Below are 18,456 nucleotides of genomic sequence, written 5' to 3'. Positions count from 1 at the left end.
AGTTGAGTGTGTGAGTAGCCAATCCTGCCATCCGCTATTATCTACTTATCTAGGCGTGGCGAGGCTACGGTTTGGGTCATTCCTGTTTGGTCACGATACTGCCCCAAAACTTAGCCTTCGCAACACGCCTATTCAAGCAGGATAGCCGCTACTGTCAGGGCTAAAACGCGCCTTAAGAGGGTTGTTATATAATTGTAGACTTTAAACAATCTCAAACGTCTCATCATAACTTTGCTCAGAAGACAGCTCCCTAATAGCCTTAATTAGCTTCATCTCATTCTCAGCAATAGTATTTTTAAACTCTTGGTAGCTTGCGACTTGTTGCGGTATTGCTAGTTTAAACTTGTGAATACTACCGCCGAAACCATTAAGCACCCCCATATTCAACGCCAAATTATCACTTACTGTAGGGGCAATATAACCACCAATATTTGCTTGATATAAAAACAAATACGAGAGTACTTGGTTTAGGTCGTCGCGTTTGATGTTATTGTCTTTCATACGCTTATATTTGGCATCCAAAATAATACGGTTGTCTTTCACAAAATCAGGATAACGACGCACGTTATTACCCGAAAACTTCTGCGCATAAACTTTAATACCACCTTTTCGATTATTATTAGTGGGGTGCTTGTAGCCGATAGGACGCAGTAGCGTGTTGAGATATTCTTCCCATAGCCAAGCGCCATCGAACAAGATACCGTGAGCTTTGTCGTCATTGTTAGCGTATTTAAGACCTTCATGACGCAAAATTTGTAGGCAGATTTTTTGCAGGCCACTATATTCCGTAAAGTAAGGATGGGCAAAGGGCTTACGGTTAGCATTGATAACGGTATGTCTGTCTCGTGCATGATATGACGGACTGTGCTGGACAATTAGATTGACGAAATTAAATGTTTCGCTGTCGCTATGCAAGACATCTTTTAAGTTAGGTTTTTGTTTGATTAGCTCAATGGTGTGGCGGATAAGCTGAGTTATCGGGTTATCAAAACTGTGCTCTCGCACACGGTAGGCGACGTTACCTCGAAACGGTAAGTTTCGTTGCAGATGTGTTTTGATGTCGATAGCACCTTTGAGATTGCTGTTGTTATAGGTTTTCTTTTGATACTCCTTATATAAACCTTGAGATAGGGCTTTTTTAAGAAAGTAAGGAAGCAAATACACCAAAAAATCAAAGACGTTGGTCTTGTTGCGACTGTGTTTTAAATCAAACAGATTAACGCACAACACCTTTTGCAGCATATAGTGTAGAAAATAATCTTCTTCACTGCCTTGATTGTTACCATCAACAACAGAAGCCTGAGCAAAACGGGATTGGATTTTTAATTGCGTATCCTGCACCCCAATAAAACCCATGACATTCCCTGTCTCCAAAACCGTCTTAGAGTTTTGAATTCTTAACTCAAAAATAGGGTTGCTGGCGATATCATCTTCATTGTTTTTAAAGCACTCAGGGAATATCAATAGATCAGGATGCGCTTGTACCAGCTCACCAATGCTTTGATTGGCGAGTAATGATAAGTCGGCTATGGCTTTATTAACGTTTGGCGTATTAGACTCTAAAGCCAACGAAGTATTATCTGTCGTTACGAGCATCGTCAAACCTTGATTCTAAATTATAAGTGTCTTTTAAATCTTGGAGCTGTTGCTCAGCATCAGGATAACCACGCAGATATTCAAAAATTAGCGACTCTAAATGGTATGTCCATAACTTGTCAAAATCACCGTCATAGTTGGTAAGCTTTAAGAAGTAAGCTGGGCCAACATGATAGGCTGCACTCAACCCCTGTACAGATTCGATAGCTTTGTTTAAAGCGATTAAGCGCTGTTTTGCTTCGTCTGACCATTCGTCAATTTGACCGTCCCACATAGACAGGCGGTCTTCTGATTTGATTTCTTTCCATGCAAAACGTCGACGCATAGCAAAATCAAAGGACTCAACACTACGGTCAATGTTGTTCATCGTGCCAATAATATAAACGTTATCTGGTATATAAAAGCCCTTGTTAAATACATCTTCTTCCGTTTGAAGGTTGGCATATTGGGTAGTGACTCTACCACTCTCCCCACGATATCCAGGGTCAATAGAAAAGAAAAGCTCGCCTAAGACTTTGGAGATTTCGGCGCGGTTAATTTCATCCAATATTAGAATAAACTTCTTATCTTTATCGCCCGTATTGGCCATTTTTAAATCATAGTTTTCTTGTATGTATTCGCATACTGGAATCAAATAAGGCTTCCAGTCAATCACCTCTCCAGTTTCAAAATAAGTTTGAATAAAATTCTTCGTGATAGGCATCTCTGATTGTTTTATCGTATCAGGAATGGCTATACAGCTTTTTTGAGAGTTAATTTCAACTCGGAATGGTTTTTTTTGAGAAGGAGTCACTAGTTGTAAACCATTTTCTAGAACATCATCGGTAAATTTTTGATAGACCTCATCAAAATTACTTAGCTGTTGGTTTTTTTGATATTTCAGCGCTTCTTTACAAAAACTTTTAAAACTACCATCTCGCAATTCAAAACCAACTTCGCCTTCCTCGCTTTGAATAGGTCGTAAGCCTTCAACAAAATCAGTATAGTCATAGGATGGGTGAAACTGAATGAGCTTACACTCTGCGCCCCATATCTTAGCTAGTTTTTTGGCTAAATAAGTTTTACCCGTTCCCGGTGCACCCGTCAATATTAGGTTTTTGTTAGCTAGTAGTAGCTCGCTAATTTCTTGCAGTAAGGGGTTAGTAATAGGCTGTTGAATTTCTTCTACCGTATAATTAGTATCTGAGTTTACTCTCATCTTGTTAGTCAATTCATAAACCTTTTCATAAGCTTCAAACAACGCTCCTTTGAAGTCATTGATGATACTGTAGTAGTCAATTAAAGAAAGATGATCATCATTGATTTGTACTTGACGACCAAATAAATAATCTTTTTCTTTCTCACAATCACTTATATCTGCAAAATCATTATTGAACTGGAAACCTCTATCGGCAAGCTTAGCAATCTCATCGCTGTCTTTTAAAGCTATAAAAGCCTCAATGAAGGGTTTTATGTACTCAAAATCTGGTATTCTTTCATTCTCTACATAACGAGTATTAAATCCTAAGCCGTAGCCGATTACGCCTTCACGCAAGTAGATACGATATTGTATCTCATCGGAACCGCCGACATTTATTGCCCAGTCTATATCTTTACTATCGTATATAAACAACTGCTTTGCACTATCAGAGCGTTGCAAATCTGCTAACTGTTGCCTTGTTTTCACAAAGCGAATACTAAAGTCTGAAATGTCATCGTTGATGTGGTCAATCAACACTTCTAGATCGTTGATATGTAGTGAGCTTTTCTGAATGTAATCAAGCTTATTCATCGCTTCTATAAGCTCATCACGTAACCGCCATTCAAACAAACCACCAGCGACTTTTTTGCCTGTCATAGTGATCAGCCACCAGTTTGGCGACCCATCTTCTTTGACTACCTTGAAACGATTTAGCTTACCTTGTAAGCGAGCACTAAACTGAGTAACAAAGCCACTTATTGAGTTCGAATGAGTATGATATTTTTCTGCCAGATATTTGCAAGTGGCTTTATGGTCTGGCTCTAAATAAAAGATACTTAGCGCAAATTTATAATTATTGGACATAAAGCTGTCATCTGACAGTATCTCTATCCAGTCTTGCTTATTCATAGGTGGTGGACAGTTGTAGTCGCTATCTTTTACGATGATTTGTTGCAAGGCAGTATCCTTCTAATAAAATTTTAATGATGGTTCTGTATGATGATAAAAGAGATAAACTAGAAAAACTAATGCCCCTTAAACTCAGCCGCCCGCCTCTCAACCATAGCCATCACACCCTCTTTAGCATCTTCTGAGTGAAATAGTGGTGGCAGATAGCTATGAATATTAGCCAATGCTGCGCTTGCGCCATTACGACTGGCATCTTGCGCTGAAGATAGTAATCCTTGCACACCAAGTGGTGCAGCCTTGCAAATCTCTTTTGCTATAGTTATTGCACGCTCATATTCTGTGCCGTTAGCGACAACTTCACTCACTAGATTTAGTCTATCAGCAGTTTGCACATCAAATACTTTGCCGGTTAATAGATACGGCATGGCTTTTTGCCAACCAGCAGCAGCTACAAAGCGAACGGTTGCGCCGCCGAACGGCATAATACCGCGCTGCACTTCCATTTGTGCAAAGTTGCAGTTATCACTGGCGATTACTACATCACTATTTAGTATCAGCTCAATCCCTGCGGTAAAGCAAGTGCCTTGTACCGCGACGACGATAGGTTTAGATCGTAGTTTGCCGCCAATGCCCCACGGATCGATTTGGCTGTCATCAAACTCAAACGCGCCTTTATCCCATTTATCTTGTAGCTCAATCAAGTCAAGACCTGCGGTGAAGTGCTCACCATGGGCGAAGATAAGTGCACAGCGGAGATTCGAATCATTTTCATAGTCGGTGAGTGCTTCGGAGAGTTGTTTGATCATATGACTGTCAAAGGCATTGCGTTTGTCGGCGCGATTGAGTCCAATCAGGCAGATAGTATGTTGAATATTATAAGTGATGCGATTGTCCGTGCTGTTAGTACTTTCCTTAGTCATGGTCTTATCCTTGTCAAAATCATGGTTATGGTAAAATTATGGTTATTGTAACGTCAGTCGTCATAAGCTTACTTTTAATATAGACACCCCTCTGCCATAACACAAGCAACAAAGCGCAGACTCATAAAGGTTAGTATCAGTAAAAGCGAGCATTAATATAAGTTGACCTCGTTTGCGATAAGTGAAACTATTATGCAAATGACAGCATTACTCAGAGCACGTTATGGAATTTTGGCACGGTTTTTTGCTTATCACCAGCGTTCATCTACTCGCTGCCGCCTCACCTGGCCCTGATTTTGTATTGGTCTCGCAGCAGACTTTAGCAAAAGGTCGACGCACGGGTTTAATTTGTAGTGTCGGTATTACCTTAGGCTTATCCATTCACATTATTTATTCCGTGCTGGGACTGGCGACGGTTATCGCCCATTCGCAGCCATTATTGACCGCAATCAAATGGTTAGGCGGCAGTTACCTTATTTATTTAGGGTGGCAAGGCATTCAAGCCAAAGCTAACAAGCCATTAGACTCAGCAAATGCAGCAGACGCAATCGATTCAGTCGCTAACTTTTCACAAGATACGCTTGCCAAGCAAACGACGTCTACCAATCATGCAGCGCTTTCTGATAAAGGTATTTCCACTAAAAAGTATTCCACTAAAAAACCGCCTACTGATACAGAATCGACCGCTTCTATTCTGCGCCGTGGCTTTTTTTGCAATGTATTCAATCCAAAAGCGCCCGTGTATTTTGTGGCGATATTCACTCTCGTATTATCACCAGATATCCCACTTTGGCAGTTAGCAATCTATGGCGTATGGATGATGGTCTTGCAGCTGGCATGGTTTAGCACCGTGGTGATGTTGCTCTCCATTCCTGCTATCAATCGCCGATTTCAGCGCTTTGAGCATTGGATAGACCGCGTATTAGGGTCAGCGATGATAGTATTAGGGTTAAATCTCATTTTACGTAGCCGATAAGACATTAGTTACTCATGAAATCTGCTAAAATGGCGCATTATATTCACATATCAAAGCCCGATACTATGACAAGCAAGCCTATGACCCGTCGCCCGACCGCCAGTAATCATCGAAATCGCTCGCCTGAGACCGCCAAAAAACTCGGCAAGCTGCATCCGCGCAATCCGCACCAAGGTCGCTATGACTTTGCGGTATTAACTCGCGCCTTGCCTGAGCTTGCTGAGCATACCATTACCAACCCTAAGGGCGAGTCAACGATTAATTTCTCTGACAGTGCAGCCGTACGCGTCCTTAATCAGGCGTTACTGGCTCATTACTATGGCGTCAAGTTTTGGGATATTCCAGAAGGTTACTTGTGCCCACCAATTCCGGGACGTGCCGATTACATTCATTATATCGCTGACTTGCTTGCGCAAACGACTCATGTTAATAAAGACAATACGCCACCGACTGGCAAAGAAATCCACGCCCTTGATATTGGTACGGGTGCCAGCGCGATTTATCCGATTATTGGTAGCCAAAGCTACGGCTGGCGCTTTACGGCCACTGATATTGATCCAATTTCGGTCAATACCGCAGCGCTTATTTGTGAAACCAATCCCAAGCTAAAGAGCGCGGTTAAAGTAAAACTACAATCTGAGCCTAAGTTTATCTTTAAGAATATCATTGGTCGCCAAGACTACTTCGATGTGGTGGTTTGCAACCCTCCATTTCATGCTTCATTAGAAGAAGCGATGGAAGCCAATAGCCGTAAGCAACATAATCTGCAACGACATCGCGGTAAGAATGAAAATGAACAAATCAGCCGTAGCTCAACCAAGTCTGGCAATGCTGCACAGAATCTAAACTTTGGTGGTCAGCATAAAGAATTGTGGAGTGAAGGCGGCGAGATTGCTTTTTTGACCAAAATGGCGAAAGAGAGTCAAGACTTCGCTGAGCATGTTGGTTGGTTTACTAGCTTAGTGTCAAAGTCTGAAAATATTAAGCCATTGCAGCTATTGTTAACGCAACTCGGTGTTGCGCAAATGCGTATTATTGAGATGAGTCAGGGTCAAAAAAGCACTCGTATATTGGCATGGCGCTTTAATACTGACGGCGAAGAATAATTAATAGTTAATATAGTGGATCCACTTTTAAAAGAATGCAGTGCTACTGAGATTAGTTATTCGCAGCCTCTGTCAGCAACGGCACAGCAAGCAAGAAAAATGGATACCAGTAGCACATTATAATATTTGTATTTGTTTTATTTAGAACTGACTATATACCATAGTTGCAGTTTCACGTGAAACATAGCCTTTATTAAAAAAGCACCGCCTTGATAATCAAGGCGGTGCTTTTTAATTATAGTAATAAAGTTGATACTTAATTAACGGAAGAACACTCTCTCACTTCATTCAGAGTTGGTCATTTTTGATACCTCCATTCGAGAGTTGGAAATTGCCAGTCGTAGCGAATAGCCAGCATACGTAAGGTAAAAATCGTACTCATCGCTGAGATATCCGTCACCCAAGCTGTCACACCCAAATACTGCAGTACAAAGTAAAGAACACCACCCGTTAAAGCAGCAGAGATATAAATTTCTTGCTGCAGCACTAACGGAATCTCGTTACAGATCATATCGCGAATGATGCCGCCAACCACAATGGTAATCACGCCTAACAGTAATGCCACGGGCACATTTTTGCCCATACTATCTGCAACTTTGATACCGATTAAGGTAAATGCTGACAGCCCGATGGTATCAGAGAGTTTGAGGAACCTATCGACTCGTCTTGAATTGGGATGAAAAAATATTTGCATCACTAATGAAGACATCGTAATGACGATAAGGTAGCTCATATCCTCCATCCAAAATAGCGGATGACGATTCAAAATCACATCGCGTACCGTGCCGCCACCAATAGCTGTGACTATCGATACTAGCAAGCAGCCGAATACATCAAAGTTTTTATGCTTGGCCAGTATTGTGCCCGAAATACTACAAGCCACAATGCCAATCATATCAAAAAAAAATATCAAAGAGTGCGGATCAAAAGTGGTGATCAGCGCTGCAGGATTCAATGCTATAGCCAACATGTGCAAGTCTCAATAATATTGTAATTATTGTTAAGCGATATCGGAATATTAACTCTCAAAAACAGTCTATGTCAGTACTTTCAGTGCCAGGGTCAAAGATTTAACACACTCCAATATCAAGCCGTTTAATCTCAGCCTTGTCCTATATCCAAGTGCCGGAACCAACATGAATAAATGCCAAACAGTCCAAAGGCAATGTTTACTAACGCTATGATTACACATACCAACCAACCGTTCATGTATCTTTTTACTTATTATAATTAATTATAATGTTGAGTTTCACTTGAAACACAAATATTATTTTGGCTGCCTGAGTGTTGTTTTTAATTATAGTGATAAAACTTATGCTTAATTAGCTAAAAAGCATAACTTTTATGCCAATGGTTATCAATACTGCTCCACCAAGCATCTCAGCTTTATCCTCAAGCCAAGTTCCAAAAGACTTACCTAAATAGATGCCAAAAAAGCCAAATGCAGCGGTGACAATAGTGATGATTAAGCAGGCTAGCCATGCATTAAGTGCTAGTAAGTTTAAGGTAAAGCCTGCTGCCATCGCATCAATACTGGTGGCAATAGCGAGTGTAAACATTATACGATGATTGATTTTTTCTTGCATATTTTCACCGAAAATGTCTGCTAATACTGTTTCAATCTCACCATTCAATGCTTCATATAACATCTTAGCGCCAAGTACAATAAGGATACCACCTCCAATCCATGGTGCAGCAGTCGCTAACCAACCTATTAATACTGCACCCAATAAATAACCGATCAGCGGCATCACACCTTGTGTAATACCGAAATATAGCGCTGTATAGATAGCTAAACGTAGCATATAAGCAGACGACTGCTTCTGAGATTTAGCACCTAAGCCAATGGATACCGCAAATGCATCCATTGGCTTAGGTGCTATGGCAAGTAATAAGACTTCAATCATTGTATTTTTCGCATATTTTTATAAGTTTCACGTGAAACGCTACATCGATCTAATCGTTTACCTTTTCCCAAAAAATACGCTTTTTACCATGCTTATCTTTAAGCGTAATGACATATTCTTTATGGGTCGCAAGTTCACTGTAAGGCTTAGACGATTTACTGATAACCGTATCAAGATTTGTTAAACGATTGAAGTAGCGAGCCGCGTGACCATAAGCTTTGCTGCGAGAGCTGTCTAGAATATCGTTAAGTAAAGTGCGATAAATAATAACTTGAAGTAAATCAGTCTCAGCTGGCAACTCTTTTAACATGCCTGTTAGAGCTGTATAATACACATCAGCAAACTGAGAATGACGGGCAACTGCGACCTCATTGGCAAGCTCAATCTCTCCTATCTCTAGCAGTAGCGATGTCGCCATAAATACATTTTCTTGTTGTTTTGCCAGCTCATAAGCTCTTTTTCGCCACTGATCTTGCTGAGCAGGACTGGCCGCAGCCATGATAGCTTTTAGCCGCGAAGGGGTTGATTGTAGCTCAAACACCTCGCCTAGCACTTCCATGAGCGCATCGGTATCTTTTTGCATGTGGTATAGGTTACTCAACCAATCCAAGCGTCTGATTTTATCCATCAAACCATCGCTTTGCCACTCTTCATTTAAGTAGTGTAGTGCCTTGTCAAAAGCTCTTTGATTTAGCAAAAATATTAGCAACTCTTCTAATCTTCGAGGATGAACTGGTCTAGTCTCTTGCATCTCAAAAAAGATCGTTTCAAAAAAATCCACATCACCTAGTGCTCTTGTTAGATTTTTTATGGTGATCTCAACTACCATTTTTTCATAGTTAATTGAAAAAACATCATCGCTTAAAGGGCTATTTTGCCTTTCAGTGAACGCATCTTCATTTGCCTTTTTTGTTTGGATAATCTCACGCTCTTGTTGATAATCAGCGATCAATCCACGTATCTCAGGCTCAGATAATAGCTGATCAATATCTTCTAATAAACTATCTTTAGTCCCATAATCATTATCGTCAGCCAGCACTTTTACTTTCTTTACCCAAGCATGGCTGAGTATATCGCGCTCATCAACAGGTATGTCGCGCTTTTCTTGCTCATAGCAAGTGCTAGCCACTGTCAGCCAAAATGAAGTCAAACTCCTATAAATATCACCAATATAACCGTTGGAATCATCAGCACGTCCTAAGCTAGCATTAGTAGACTCTATAAATAACTCAAGTAACGTCAAGCATTCTTGTAGTTGCTCAGGATAAAGGCCCATTATATCACTGGCTAAGTGCTGAAGCTCAGTAGCAAATTCGCTAGACTCCCAGTAATCTACAAATTTCCTTCGTCTTCTAAGTCCTTTTAGTGTAGTGGTTAACTTTTTTATGAGTTTAGGCTTATCTGATTGTAATAGCAGACGCTCAATTTTTTTATCGAGCATTTTATCTACATCATATACATCAGAGACAAAATCAATTAATGCTGTTTTTGATAGTTGTGATAAACACTTCTTTTGTTCTGCGTTTAGCATAGTATTCCCCTCACTATTTTACTGGTAATGTTTCACATGAAAAAAAGTCACCTTGCGAGCAAGATGACTTTATACCAATAAACACTTATATTCAAACCTCGAAACTATAACTTCAAGGTCTATAACCTCAAAACTAGATATCTAAGTTAGAGACCGTCAGCGCATTCTCTTCAATAAAGATACGACGCGGTTCGACATGATCGCCCATCAAGCAGGTAAACATATGGTCAGCAGCGATCGCATCTTCGATAGTGACGCGTAGCATACGACGATTTTCAGGATCCATTGTGGTATCCCAAAGCTGATCGGCATTCATCTCACCCAGCCCTTTATAACGCTGGATTGCCAGGCCACGACGCGCATCAAGCATCATTTGTTGCCATAGATAATCAAAATCACGTACTGGGATATCTTTAGTCGTGCCTGCCGTTGCGTCACGGCGGATAAAGGCATCATCGTCAAGTAAGGTATTCCATTCTGCTGATAAGCGCAGCAGTTTGTTGTATTCGCCTGAGTTGATAAAGCTGGCATCAAGCAGATAATGATGAGCCAATTGATGCACATAAACGGTAATGCGCGGTAGCCACTGTGCTTTGGTCGATAGCGCTTCACTATCAGAGATATCGGCTTCTTCGACTTCTACTATTGGCTTCATGCCCAATAAATCTGCGGCGGCAGCATCCATATTTTTCGGCTGCGGCGCATGAATATTGACCAATTCAATCTCAGGGTGTAAGTCGCTACCGAAGTGCTCAAGCTGACTTTGCAACGTGTCTTTCCAAGCTTCCATTGCTGACTTGTCATAGGTCATATCCGTACTGAGCTTCGGCGTATGCGTCAATGCGTCTAACAACACAGCTGGATAACGAATCTGCAAGCGGGCTTTAATGAGCTGCGTTTGGTTATAATCATTCAGCAGCGTTTCAAGCGCTTGCCCAGTAATCGCAGGGGCATCAGCACTGATGTGTAGCTTAGTATTATCAATCGTTGATGACAATAGATACGCTTTTAGCGCCTCATCATCTTTTACATACAGCTCTTGACGACCCTTTTTGACTTTATAAAGTGGGGGCTGAGCAATATAAATATAACCACGCTCAATCAGCTCAGGCGTTTGACGGAAGAAAAAGGTCAATAGTAAAGTACGAATATGCGAACCATCAACATCCGCATCGGTCATGATGATAATTTTATGATAACGAACTTTATCAGGATTATATTCATCGGGTCCAATACCGCAACCAAGCGCAGTGATCAGGTTACCCACTTCTTGTGAAGACAGCATCTTATCGAAACGTGCACGCTCAACGTTTAGGATTTTACCTTTCAGCGGTAAAATTGCCTGCGTTTTACGGCTACGACCTTGCTTGGCTGAACCGCCAGCAGAGTCCCCTTCCACAATATATAGCTCTGACAATGCTGGATCTTTTTCTTGGCAATCGGCAAGCTTACCCGGTAAACCTGCAATATCTAATGTGGTCTTACGACGCGTCATCTCACGTGCTTTACGAGCGGCATCACGAGCACGAGCAGCATCGATAATTTTACCGGCAATCAATTTACCAGCGCCTGGATTCTCTTGCAGATAATCATTAAACTTATCGTGCATCGCTGATTCGACCGCAGATTTTACTTCGCTTGATACCAGCTTATCTTTAGTTTGACTTGAGAACTTAGGATCAGGAACTTTAACGGAGACAATAGCGGTTAAGCCTTCACGCGCATCATCACCAGTCGCAACGACTTTCTCTTTTTTGAAGAGGTTTTCGCGATCCATATAAGTATTCAAACAACGCGTTAACGCTGAGCGAAAGCCTGATAAATGCGTTCCGCCATCGCGCTGCGGGATATTATTGGTAAAACAAAGCACTTTTTCGTTATAAGTATCCGTCCATTGCAATGCCACTTCGACACTGATGCCTTCCGCTTGTTCACTAACAAAATGGAATACTTCATTGACGCCATCTTTACCCGCATTAATGTAGCTGACAAATTCAGACAAGCCACCTTTATGCTCAAACTCATGACGCTTATCAATACGCTCATCGGTTAGTACAATGCGTACACCCGAGTTTAAAAATGACAGCTCACGTAAACGTTTGGCTAAAATATCATATTCAAAAATAGTACCGGTAAAGACATCATGGCTAGGATAGAAACGGATTTGCGTACCGGTTTGATCTGTCGCTTCCATCTGCTGGATATCGCCGTCCGGCACACCATCGGTATAAGTCTGATGATAGTGATAGCCTTCACGCCAAATATTCATCTCAAGCTTTTTGGACAAGGCGTTAACAACCGAGACACCAACGCCATGTAGACCGCCAGATACTTTATAGCTGTTATCATCAAACTTACCACCAGCATGCAGTACCGTCATAATGACCTGCGCTGCAGACACACCCTCTTCTGGATGAATATCGACAGGAACACCACGACCATTGTCCATCACGCTCACAGATTCATCTTCATGAATAATGATGTCAATCTGATCACAATGACCCGCAAGCGCTTCATCGATAGAGTTGTCCACCACCTCAAAAACCATATGATGCAGGCCGGTACCATCATCGGTATCACCGATATACATACCAGGACGCACGCGCACCGCTTCTAGTCCACGCAGTACGCGAATATCTTTCGAGCTATAATCAGAGGGTGATGCTTCAGGGGTGACAGCGGCGGCAATGGTCTCAACTACGCTGTCTGACGTTAGTTGCTGGTGGTCGGTAGGTAATGAATCACTCATGTGCATTCCTCAATCTAGCCATAATCAGCTATGTATCATCAGCTCACCACTACGGTGATACTTTAATGATGTTATCTTAAACTTAAATTTTTACGGTCAAAGTCTGTATTTAGTTAGTATGGTTCGCTAAAATTTAATGGGGTACGATATAGATTTAAAAGCATAAATTTAAAAGTATCGTGTTAACAGCATAAATTTAAAAGTATCGTTTTGAAAACATAGTTTTAAAAACACTTAAACTTAGCGCGTTATCTTTAATATCAACTTCTACTTTGCTTTAAAGGCTATCAAAAAAAGCTATCAAAGTTGATTGAAATTAAGCGTATAGGTATCAAGCACTTAAAGACTGATAATTGACAACCAATATCTATATAAAACCGTTAGATAACTTGCTGAAAATAGGACAAAAACAAAGTCGTATTTTAGCATTTTTTTGCCTGTAAGTCACTGTTTACTGACAGTTTTATCATCACTAGCAAGTTTCTTAGAACAGAAACAGTAAAGGCAGGATAAAGGGGGAATATTAGGGTAAATAACACCTAAAAAAGAGTTTATGTAGAGGGTTGAAATAAGAGAAAAATAAGGGACAAAGATTAAAACTATTATGCGAGCAAAATATCCCCATGTTTCACATGAAACACATTAGCTTCTGACCAGTATTCATGTACCAAAGGTAAAATATCAGCTGTTAAGCTGGTCATAAACACCTGACAAGGCAGCTGTGCCAAAGTAGATAATAGGATCTCTATCGCCCTATCATCCAACTCTGCAGTAATGTCATCTAACAATACCACTGGTGTGGCTCTTAACTTAGATCCCTGAATGGTTAAGTCAATATCATTTTCAGCGTTAAGCAGCAATGGTAATTGCGATAAGCGTAATGCGGTAATCAACAGCTTTTTTTCACCACGAGATAATATGTTAGCTGCCTGCTCTTTTAAAACAGGTAATTTAACATTTAAGTTGGCTTCTAACGCTTTATTTACCTGATTAGCTGTATCTCCCAAAGCATCAATTGCCTCTGTTGGGCCTTTAGAATGCCAATGTACATGAATATCAGCACGATGGTTACCAATACGAGTATAACCAAGCTGTAAATCCTGCTCTAAGCGCTCATTAAGCTGTATATCGAGCGCGATACTCGTGTCATAACCAGCATGATAGCTTAAATTTAGTTGCTGCGCATAGGATGGTAATAGTTGGCTAATGCTCTCAGAAAAATAGGGCTGCCACGCTTCAAATATAGACTCACGATAATGATGAATCAATGCTGCATGACTACTAAGTCCTTTATCCCATGATTTTAGCTCAACGAGCTGAACTTGAGTCAAATGACGTCGCTGTTTAAGCAAACTATTGCGCTGTTTTAAAAGGCGTTGATAAGCAACCCATTGCGGATGAAAGCCTTGTTTCATGTGAAACACTAACCAATCTAATAGCTGTCGCCGGCTAGCACTGCCCTGCTCTAGCATGTCCATCGTCGATGGGTCTATTAGCAATGTTGGCAGCTGTTCAGTTAGTATGCTTTGGTTATAAACAGTGGTTTGATTGAGACGTAAAATCGTCGTAGCATCTGCTTGCTTTTGGATAGCTAAAGTACCGTTATCACTCAGTTTAGCATGTACAGTTGCCGAATTTTGATGATGCTGAATATAGCGTTTAGGCTGATTATGGCGGAAACTCTTACCTCTTGAAAGTAAGAATATACCTTCAAGTAACGAGGTTTTTCCACTACCATTAGCACCGATAATGATATTGCAAGCAGCAGACACTAGATTGACGTGGGTGAGATTACGCAGATGTGAGATTTGTAGACGTTCAATCATAGTACCGACAGCCGCCTATAGAAATTAAAATAAACAAAAGTCTGTTTAAAATTTAAACATAAGAGGTTAAACTTTAAGTGTACAAAGAAGTTTTATCATTAAAAACTTCCTTAAAAAGCTCACTCAAAATAGTACCAAAGCCTAACCATCCAATACTTTTAAATGCCAGACTATATACGCATTGGCATAATGACATACTGATGGAACTCATCATTTAACTGATTCACCAAGACTGACGCATTTGATTGGCTCATATGCATTTGTAAGTCACCTTGGATGACACCCAGTACATCTTGTAGGTAGGCGGCATTAAAGGACAGCTCCATTGGTTCACCTTGATACTTAGCTTGTATCATCTCAACCGCTTCGTCTTGTTCAGCATTATTGGCGCGTACTTCTACCATACCATCGCTGGCAAAATTAAACACCACGCCGCGAGATTTCTCATTACTCAAAATCGCTACTCGGCGCAGCACATCCATCATTTTCTCTTGATTGAATAAGGCAAGCTTATCGGTATTACTCGGCATCACACGGCGATAATCAGGGAATTTACCATCGATTAAACGCGCGGTAAAAGTTACCATCAAATTTTGACTGACCTGCCCTGCACTATCTACGTCACCAAACGGCAAACTGACTTGCAAAAATTCACGACCGAAACTCAGCGTGACAGAATTGTCTTTATCGCCCAGCATCTTGCCTAGCTCAGAAGCTAGACGTTCAAGCTCAATTACCGCTTTACGTGGCAAGATAGCTTGCATATTCAAATCAGCACTCACGTCGATAACGCTACGTGCTAATGCCAATCTATGTCCATCAGTCGCGACTGTCGTTAGCTGCTGCTGCGATACGTCAAACAGCATGCCCGTTAGATAATAGCGTACATCTTGAATCGCCATTGCAAACTGGGTCTTATGAATCAAATCAGTCAAACGGCTACGATTGATGGTTAATGGGGTAATATTTTCAGGATTACCCAAGCTTGGATAATCTTCACTCGGCAATGTCCCTAGAGTAAAGCGGCTTTTACCACTGGTTAGCAGACAACGCTCATTTTCTTGAGTAGCAAGGTTAATTTGTGCTTGAGCGGGTAATGATTTACAAATATCTCTTAGCTTTGTCGCAGGTAATGTCGTTGTACCTGCTTGAACACAAGCACCGGCAGGCAGTTTCAACGTCGATGTCAGCTCTACTTCTAAATCAGACGCTGTCAAAATAAGCTCTGACTCAGATAATTGCAACTTGATATTACCCAAGATAACCATATTGTGGCGTTTATCCGCAGCCTTGGCGATCAAGTTTATAGCTTTTAGTAACGACTCTCGATTAATCGATAATTGCATGCTTAGTTACTCTTATTTAAATGATTCTTTTATAAAAAAATAAAATAATGGCCTAATAATACCTTGCCTACTGACGATAATCCATTAGCTGTCTGTGTATGCTTATTTTCGATATTATAAACCATATCTATCCACTAAAATACAATGATAACAAAGCTCTCTAGCTCTTCTCTAGCCAGCTTGCAACATCAATGCTAGCGTCTTGTAGTCCTTGTCAAACGCTGAGTCTGCTGCTCGTAGCTCGTTTACTTTGTCACAAGCATGCATCACTGTCGTATGATCGCGTCCACCAAAGGATTGTCCAATCTCAGGAAAACTCTCGCTAGTCAACTCTCGTGATAGCGCCATCGCGATTTGGCGTGGTCTGGCAATACTACGCGTACGTTTGCGTCCCAGCATATCTTTAATGGTCACATCGTAATATTCAGCGACCACTTTACGAATATTATCCATATTAACGGCTTGTACGCGCATGGCAACGATGTCTTTTAGCGCATATTGCACCATCTCAAGTGTGATTGGGGCACCTGTTAGATTGGCATTGGCAAATACTTGGTTCAATGCACCTTCTAGACGTCTCACATTAGAGACTACATTTTGTGCAATGAATAATGCACATTCTTTAGGAAGACTCATGCCATAAGAGGAGGCTTTTCTCTGTAGAATTTGTACTCGTGTATCGATTTCAGGCGGATCAACAGCTACCGTCAAGCCCCAAGAAAAACGTGATCTAAAGCGTTCGTCGAATTCAGTCATTTGTGATGGATGACGATCGGATGCCAAAATCAGTTGTTTATCGCCACTGGTGAAATCTGCAAATAATGTTAAAAATTCATTACTACTTTTTGTCTTTCCAGCTAGTACATGAATATCATCTACAATTAATAAATCTACTTTTTTTATTTTCTTTTTAAAATCTTCTATTTTATTATTTCTTAATGAATAAACTAATTGATTAATAAATTTTTCGGAAGTGAAATAATAAAAACTTTGATTATTTTTTAAATAGCGATGAGCGACAGAATGCATTAAATGCGTTTTTCCCAAACCAGAAGGTCCGTATATAAATAAAGGATTGTGACGACTTTTTGATTGGCGTTTACCAAGTTCATAACAAGCCTTGTAAGCTAGATTATTAGATTTACCTGTGACAAAGGTTTCAAAAGTAAAATCAGGATTTAGATAACTTAATGATTTCGCATCAGCCGTTTCAACCAGTTCTGCATGACGCATATTGGCATCGATATCTGCTTTGGCATTGTAATGATGAATGGTTTCAAAATTATGATTTGCAGGGGTAGGGGAGAGGTTGTCTTCTGAGAATAATGACCCCGATTGTAGCGAACTACTATCATCAGTATCACGACCAGCATTATCAACACGTACAATAACCTCTTCAATACTGCCCTGACTATGTTTGGTAACAAGCTGTTGAATGTCATCCAAATGATTTTTTTTGATATATGTCACAAAATAATCATTGGGAGCAAGGATAATCAGAGTGTTGGCTTCTTGATGAGCTGACAACGGTCTTAACCACATAGTAAACACGTTATCTTTGACATGATAACGTAAGTCGTTTAGGCATTTATCCCAAATATTTGCTGTATCTATCATGAATATTAATAACCCTATAGTCTAATATACCAATATTTTTTATTGTGAAAATCAGTCAATTCATACCTTATAAAGCGTTCATGTTTACCTCAAAACATCTGTTACAAGGTTACTTAAAATCACACATCGGATAGGGGGCTAATCTAACACAAACACCCTGTGGATAACACCTTGTTTTTTGTGGATAACACTGTGGATAGTTTTGTGGATAAGTTAATGTAGCAAGTTATCCAGATTTCACCCACAGGTTATCCACAGGTTTACCCATAGTCTAGTGCTTTGATAGTAAAGCTTAAAATGGACTTAGCCACAGAAAAAATAGCCCCCAATAACAACAATACTTATATATATTAATTAATTAGTTATTATAGGATTCGGCTCAAACTGTGGATAACTTATAAAAAATAGTCTGAAATCACAGTTATATTGAATTTAACAAATAATCATTTAAAAGAATTTTATATACAAATTCTATTCACAAACAGTCATCTAAAAATATAGCTGCAACTAATATTAGCTTTTACAGTAGTTAAGTTTGGAGACAGGAAGGAAAGGATAGCAATTATATTTTGCTATAAAAACAGACTCAATTAGTTTATTGACCAAAATGCGATGCAATGATATAATTCTCCGTCATTAGGAATTTAGTCCATTATTTTGATAGGTGAGTTATGAAACGTACATTCCAACCAAGCGTGATCAAGCGTAAACGTACTCACGGTTTCCGTGCTCGTATGGCAACTAAAAAAGGCCGTCAGGTCTTAGCTCGTCGCCGCGCTAAAGGACGTCATCG

Annotated in this window: 13 protein-coding genes; 3 read left to right on the top strand and 10 right to left on the bottom strand. The window is 40.3% G+C overall.

Annotated elements, in window-relative coordinates:
* Nucleotides 1-201: 201 nt before the first annotated feature.
* From WAZ74_RS06760 to WAZ74_RS06750, 3 genes are all read right to left on the bottom strand, one after another.
* Nucleotides 202-1,596, bottom strand: a complete 1,395-nt coding sequence (locus WAZ74_RS06760; RefSeq protein WP_422307129.1) for an McrC family protein — start codon at nt 1,594-1,596, stop codon at nt 202-204.
* Complete coding sequence (locus WAZ74_RS06755; RefSeq protein WP_422307127.1) at nt 1,577-3,733, bottom strand: McrB family protein; 2,157 nt, start codon at nt 3,731-3,733, stop codon at nt 1,577-1,579. The genes WAZ74_RS06760 and WAZ74_RS06755 overlap by 20 nt, the downstream gene beginning before the upstream one ends.
* A 68-nt stretch (nt 3,734-3,801) precedes the next feature.
* On the bottom strand, nt 3,802-4,605 hold the full coding sequence (locus WAZ74_RS06750; protein ID WP_422307125.1) for a crotonase/enoyl-CoA hydratase family protein: 804 nt from the start codon (nt 4,603-4,605) through the stop codon (nt 3,802-3,804).
* A 223-nt stretch (nt 4,606-4,828) separates the two neighbouring features.
* On the opposite strand from WAZ74_RS06750, the gene WAZ74_RS06745 reads away from it, so the two are divergent.
* Nucleotides 4,829-5,581 carry a LysE family translocator gene (locus tag WAZ74_RS06745; protein WP_422307123.1) on the top strand — a complete coding sequence of 251 codons (753 nt, stop codon included), beginning with the start codon at nt 4,829-4,831 and terminating at the stop codon, nt 5,579-5,581.
* A gap of 65 nt (nt 5,582-5,646) precedes the next feature.
* Nucleotides 5,647-6,687 carry a 23S rRNA (adenine(1618)-N(6))-methyltransferase RlmF gene (gene rlmF, locus WAZ74_RS06740; RefSeq protein WP_422307121.1) on the top strand — a complete coding sequence of 347 codons (1,041 nt, stop codon included), beginning with the start codon at nt 5,647-5,649 and terminating at the stop codon, nt 6,685-6,687.
* A gap of 298 nt (nt 6,688-6,985) precedes the next feature.
* Here the strand turns inward: rlmF and WAZ74_RS06735 are convergent, their stop codons facing one another.
* The 7 genes from WAZ74_RS06735 to dnaA all read right to left on the bottom strand — a co-directional run bounded on the left by WAZ74_RS06735 (nt 6,986) and on the right by dnaA (nt 17,663).
* Nucleotides 6,986-7,657, bottom strand: coding sequence for a trimeric intracellular cation channel family protein (locus WAZ74_RS06735; RefSeq protein ID WP_422307119.1), 672 nt, complete (start codon nt 7,655-7,657; stop codon nt 6,986-6,988).
* A gap of 352 nt (nt 7,658-8,009) precedes the next feature.
* Nucleotides 8,010-8,594: a manganese efflux pump MntP family protein gene (locus WAZ74_RS06730; protein WP_422307117.1), complete on the bottom strand. Its 585-nt coding sequence runs from the start codon at nt 8,592-8,594 to the stop codon at nt 8,010-8,012.
* A gap of 49 nt (nt 8,595-8,643) precedes the next feature.
* A complete protein-coding gene (locus tag WAZ74_RS06725) occupies nt 8,644-10,125 on the bottom strand; it encodes a DUF6880 family protein (protein WP_422307115.1) in 1,482 nt (493 codons plus the stop codon).
* 133 nt (nt 10,126-10,258) lie between these two features.
* Complete coding sequence (gene gyrB / locus WAZ74_RS06720; RefSeq protein ID WP_422307113.1) at nt 10,259-12,874, bottom strand: DNA topoisomerase (ATP-hydrolyzing) subunit B; 2,616 nt, start codon at nt 12,872-12,874, stop codon at nt 10,259-10,261.
* A 602-nt stretch (nt 12,875-13,476) separates the two neighbouring features.
* A complete protein-coding gene (gene recF / locus WAZ74_RS06715) occupies nt 13,477-14,700 on the bottom strand; it encodes a DNA replication/repair protein RecF (protein WP_422307111.1) in 1,224 nt (407 codons plus the stop codon).
* A 170-nt stretch (nt 14,701-14,870) separates the two neighbouring features.
* The gene (dnaN, locus tag WAZ74_RS06710) at nt 14,871-16,046 is read right to left on the bottom strand and encodes a DNA polymerase III subunit beta (RefSeq protein WP_422307109.1); all 1,176 of its coding nucleotides are present in this window, start codon (nt 16,044-16,046) and stop codon (nt 14,871-14,873) included.
* Between the two features lie 171 nt (nt 16,047-16,217).
* Nucleotides 16,218-17,663, bottom strand: coding sequence for a chromosomal replication initiator protein DnaA (gene dnaA, locus WAZ74_RS06705; RefSeq protein WP_422307107.1), 1,446 nt, complete (start codon nt 17,661-17,663; stop codon nt 16,218-16,220).
* 671 nt (nt 17,664-18,334) lie between these two features.
* On the opposite strand from dnaA, the gene rpmH reads away from it, so the two are divergent.
* The coding region (rpmH, locus tag WAZ74_RS06700; protein WP_422307400.1) for a 50S ribosomal protein L34 at nt 18,335-18,456 on the top strand (122 nt) is incomplete at its 3' end.

It is taken from the genome of Psychrobacter sp. (assembly GCF_049295055.1).
Taxonomy (GTDB): domain Bacteria; phylum Pseudomonadota; class Gammaproteobacteria; order Pseudomonadales; family Moraxellaceae; genus Psychrobacter.
This window is presented reverse-complemented; position numbering and strand designations above follow the sequence as displayed.

Excerpts from the sequence above, each read along its gene's own strand:
- dnaA (WP_422307107.1), bottom strand. The coding sequence starts at position 17,663 with ATGATAGATACAGCAAATATTTGGGATAAATGCCTAAACGACTTACGT.
- rlmF (WP_422307121.1), top strand. The coding sequence starts at position 5,647 with ATGACAAGCAAGCCTATGACCCGTCGCCCGACCGCCAGTAATCATCGA.
- WAZ74_RS06745 (WP_422307123.1), top strand. The coding sequence starts at position 4,829 with ATGGAATTTTGGCACGGTTTTTTGCTTATCACCAGCGTTCATCTACTC.
- WAZ74_RS06735 (WP_422307119.1), bottom strand. The coding sequence starts at position 7,657 with ATGTTGGCTATAGCATTGAATCCTGCAGCGCTGATCACCACTTTTGAT.
- WAZ74_RS06750 (WP_422307125.1), bottom strand. The coding sequence starts at position 4,605 with ATGACTAAGGAAAGTACTAACAGCACGGACAATCGCATCACTTATAAT.
- recF (WP_422307111.1), bottom strand. The coding sequence starts at position 14,700 with ATGATTGAACGTCTACAAATCTCACATCTGCGTAATCTCACCCACGTC.
- WAZ74_RS06760 (WP_422307129.1), bottom strand. The coding sequence starts at position 1,596 with ATGCTCGTAACGACAGATAATACTTCGTTGGCTTTAGAGTCTAATACG.
- dnaN (WP_422307109.1), bottom strand. The coding sequence starts at position 16,046 with ATGCAATTATCGATTAATCGAGAGTCGTTACTAAAAGCTATAAACTTG.
- WAZ74_RS06730 (WP_422307117.1), bottom strand. The coding sequence starts at position 8,594 with ATGATTGAAGTCTTATTACTTGCCATAGCACCTAAGCCAATGGATGCA.
- gyrB (WP_422307113.1), bottom strand. The coding sequence starts at position 12,874 with ATGAGTGATTCATTACCTACCGACCACCAGCAACTAACGTCAGACAGC.
- WAZ74_RS06725 (WP_422307115.1), bottom strand. The coding sequence starts at position 10,125 with ATGCTAAACGCAGAACAAAAGAAGTGTTTATCACAACTATCAAAAACA.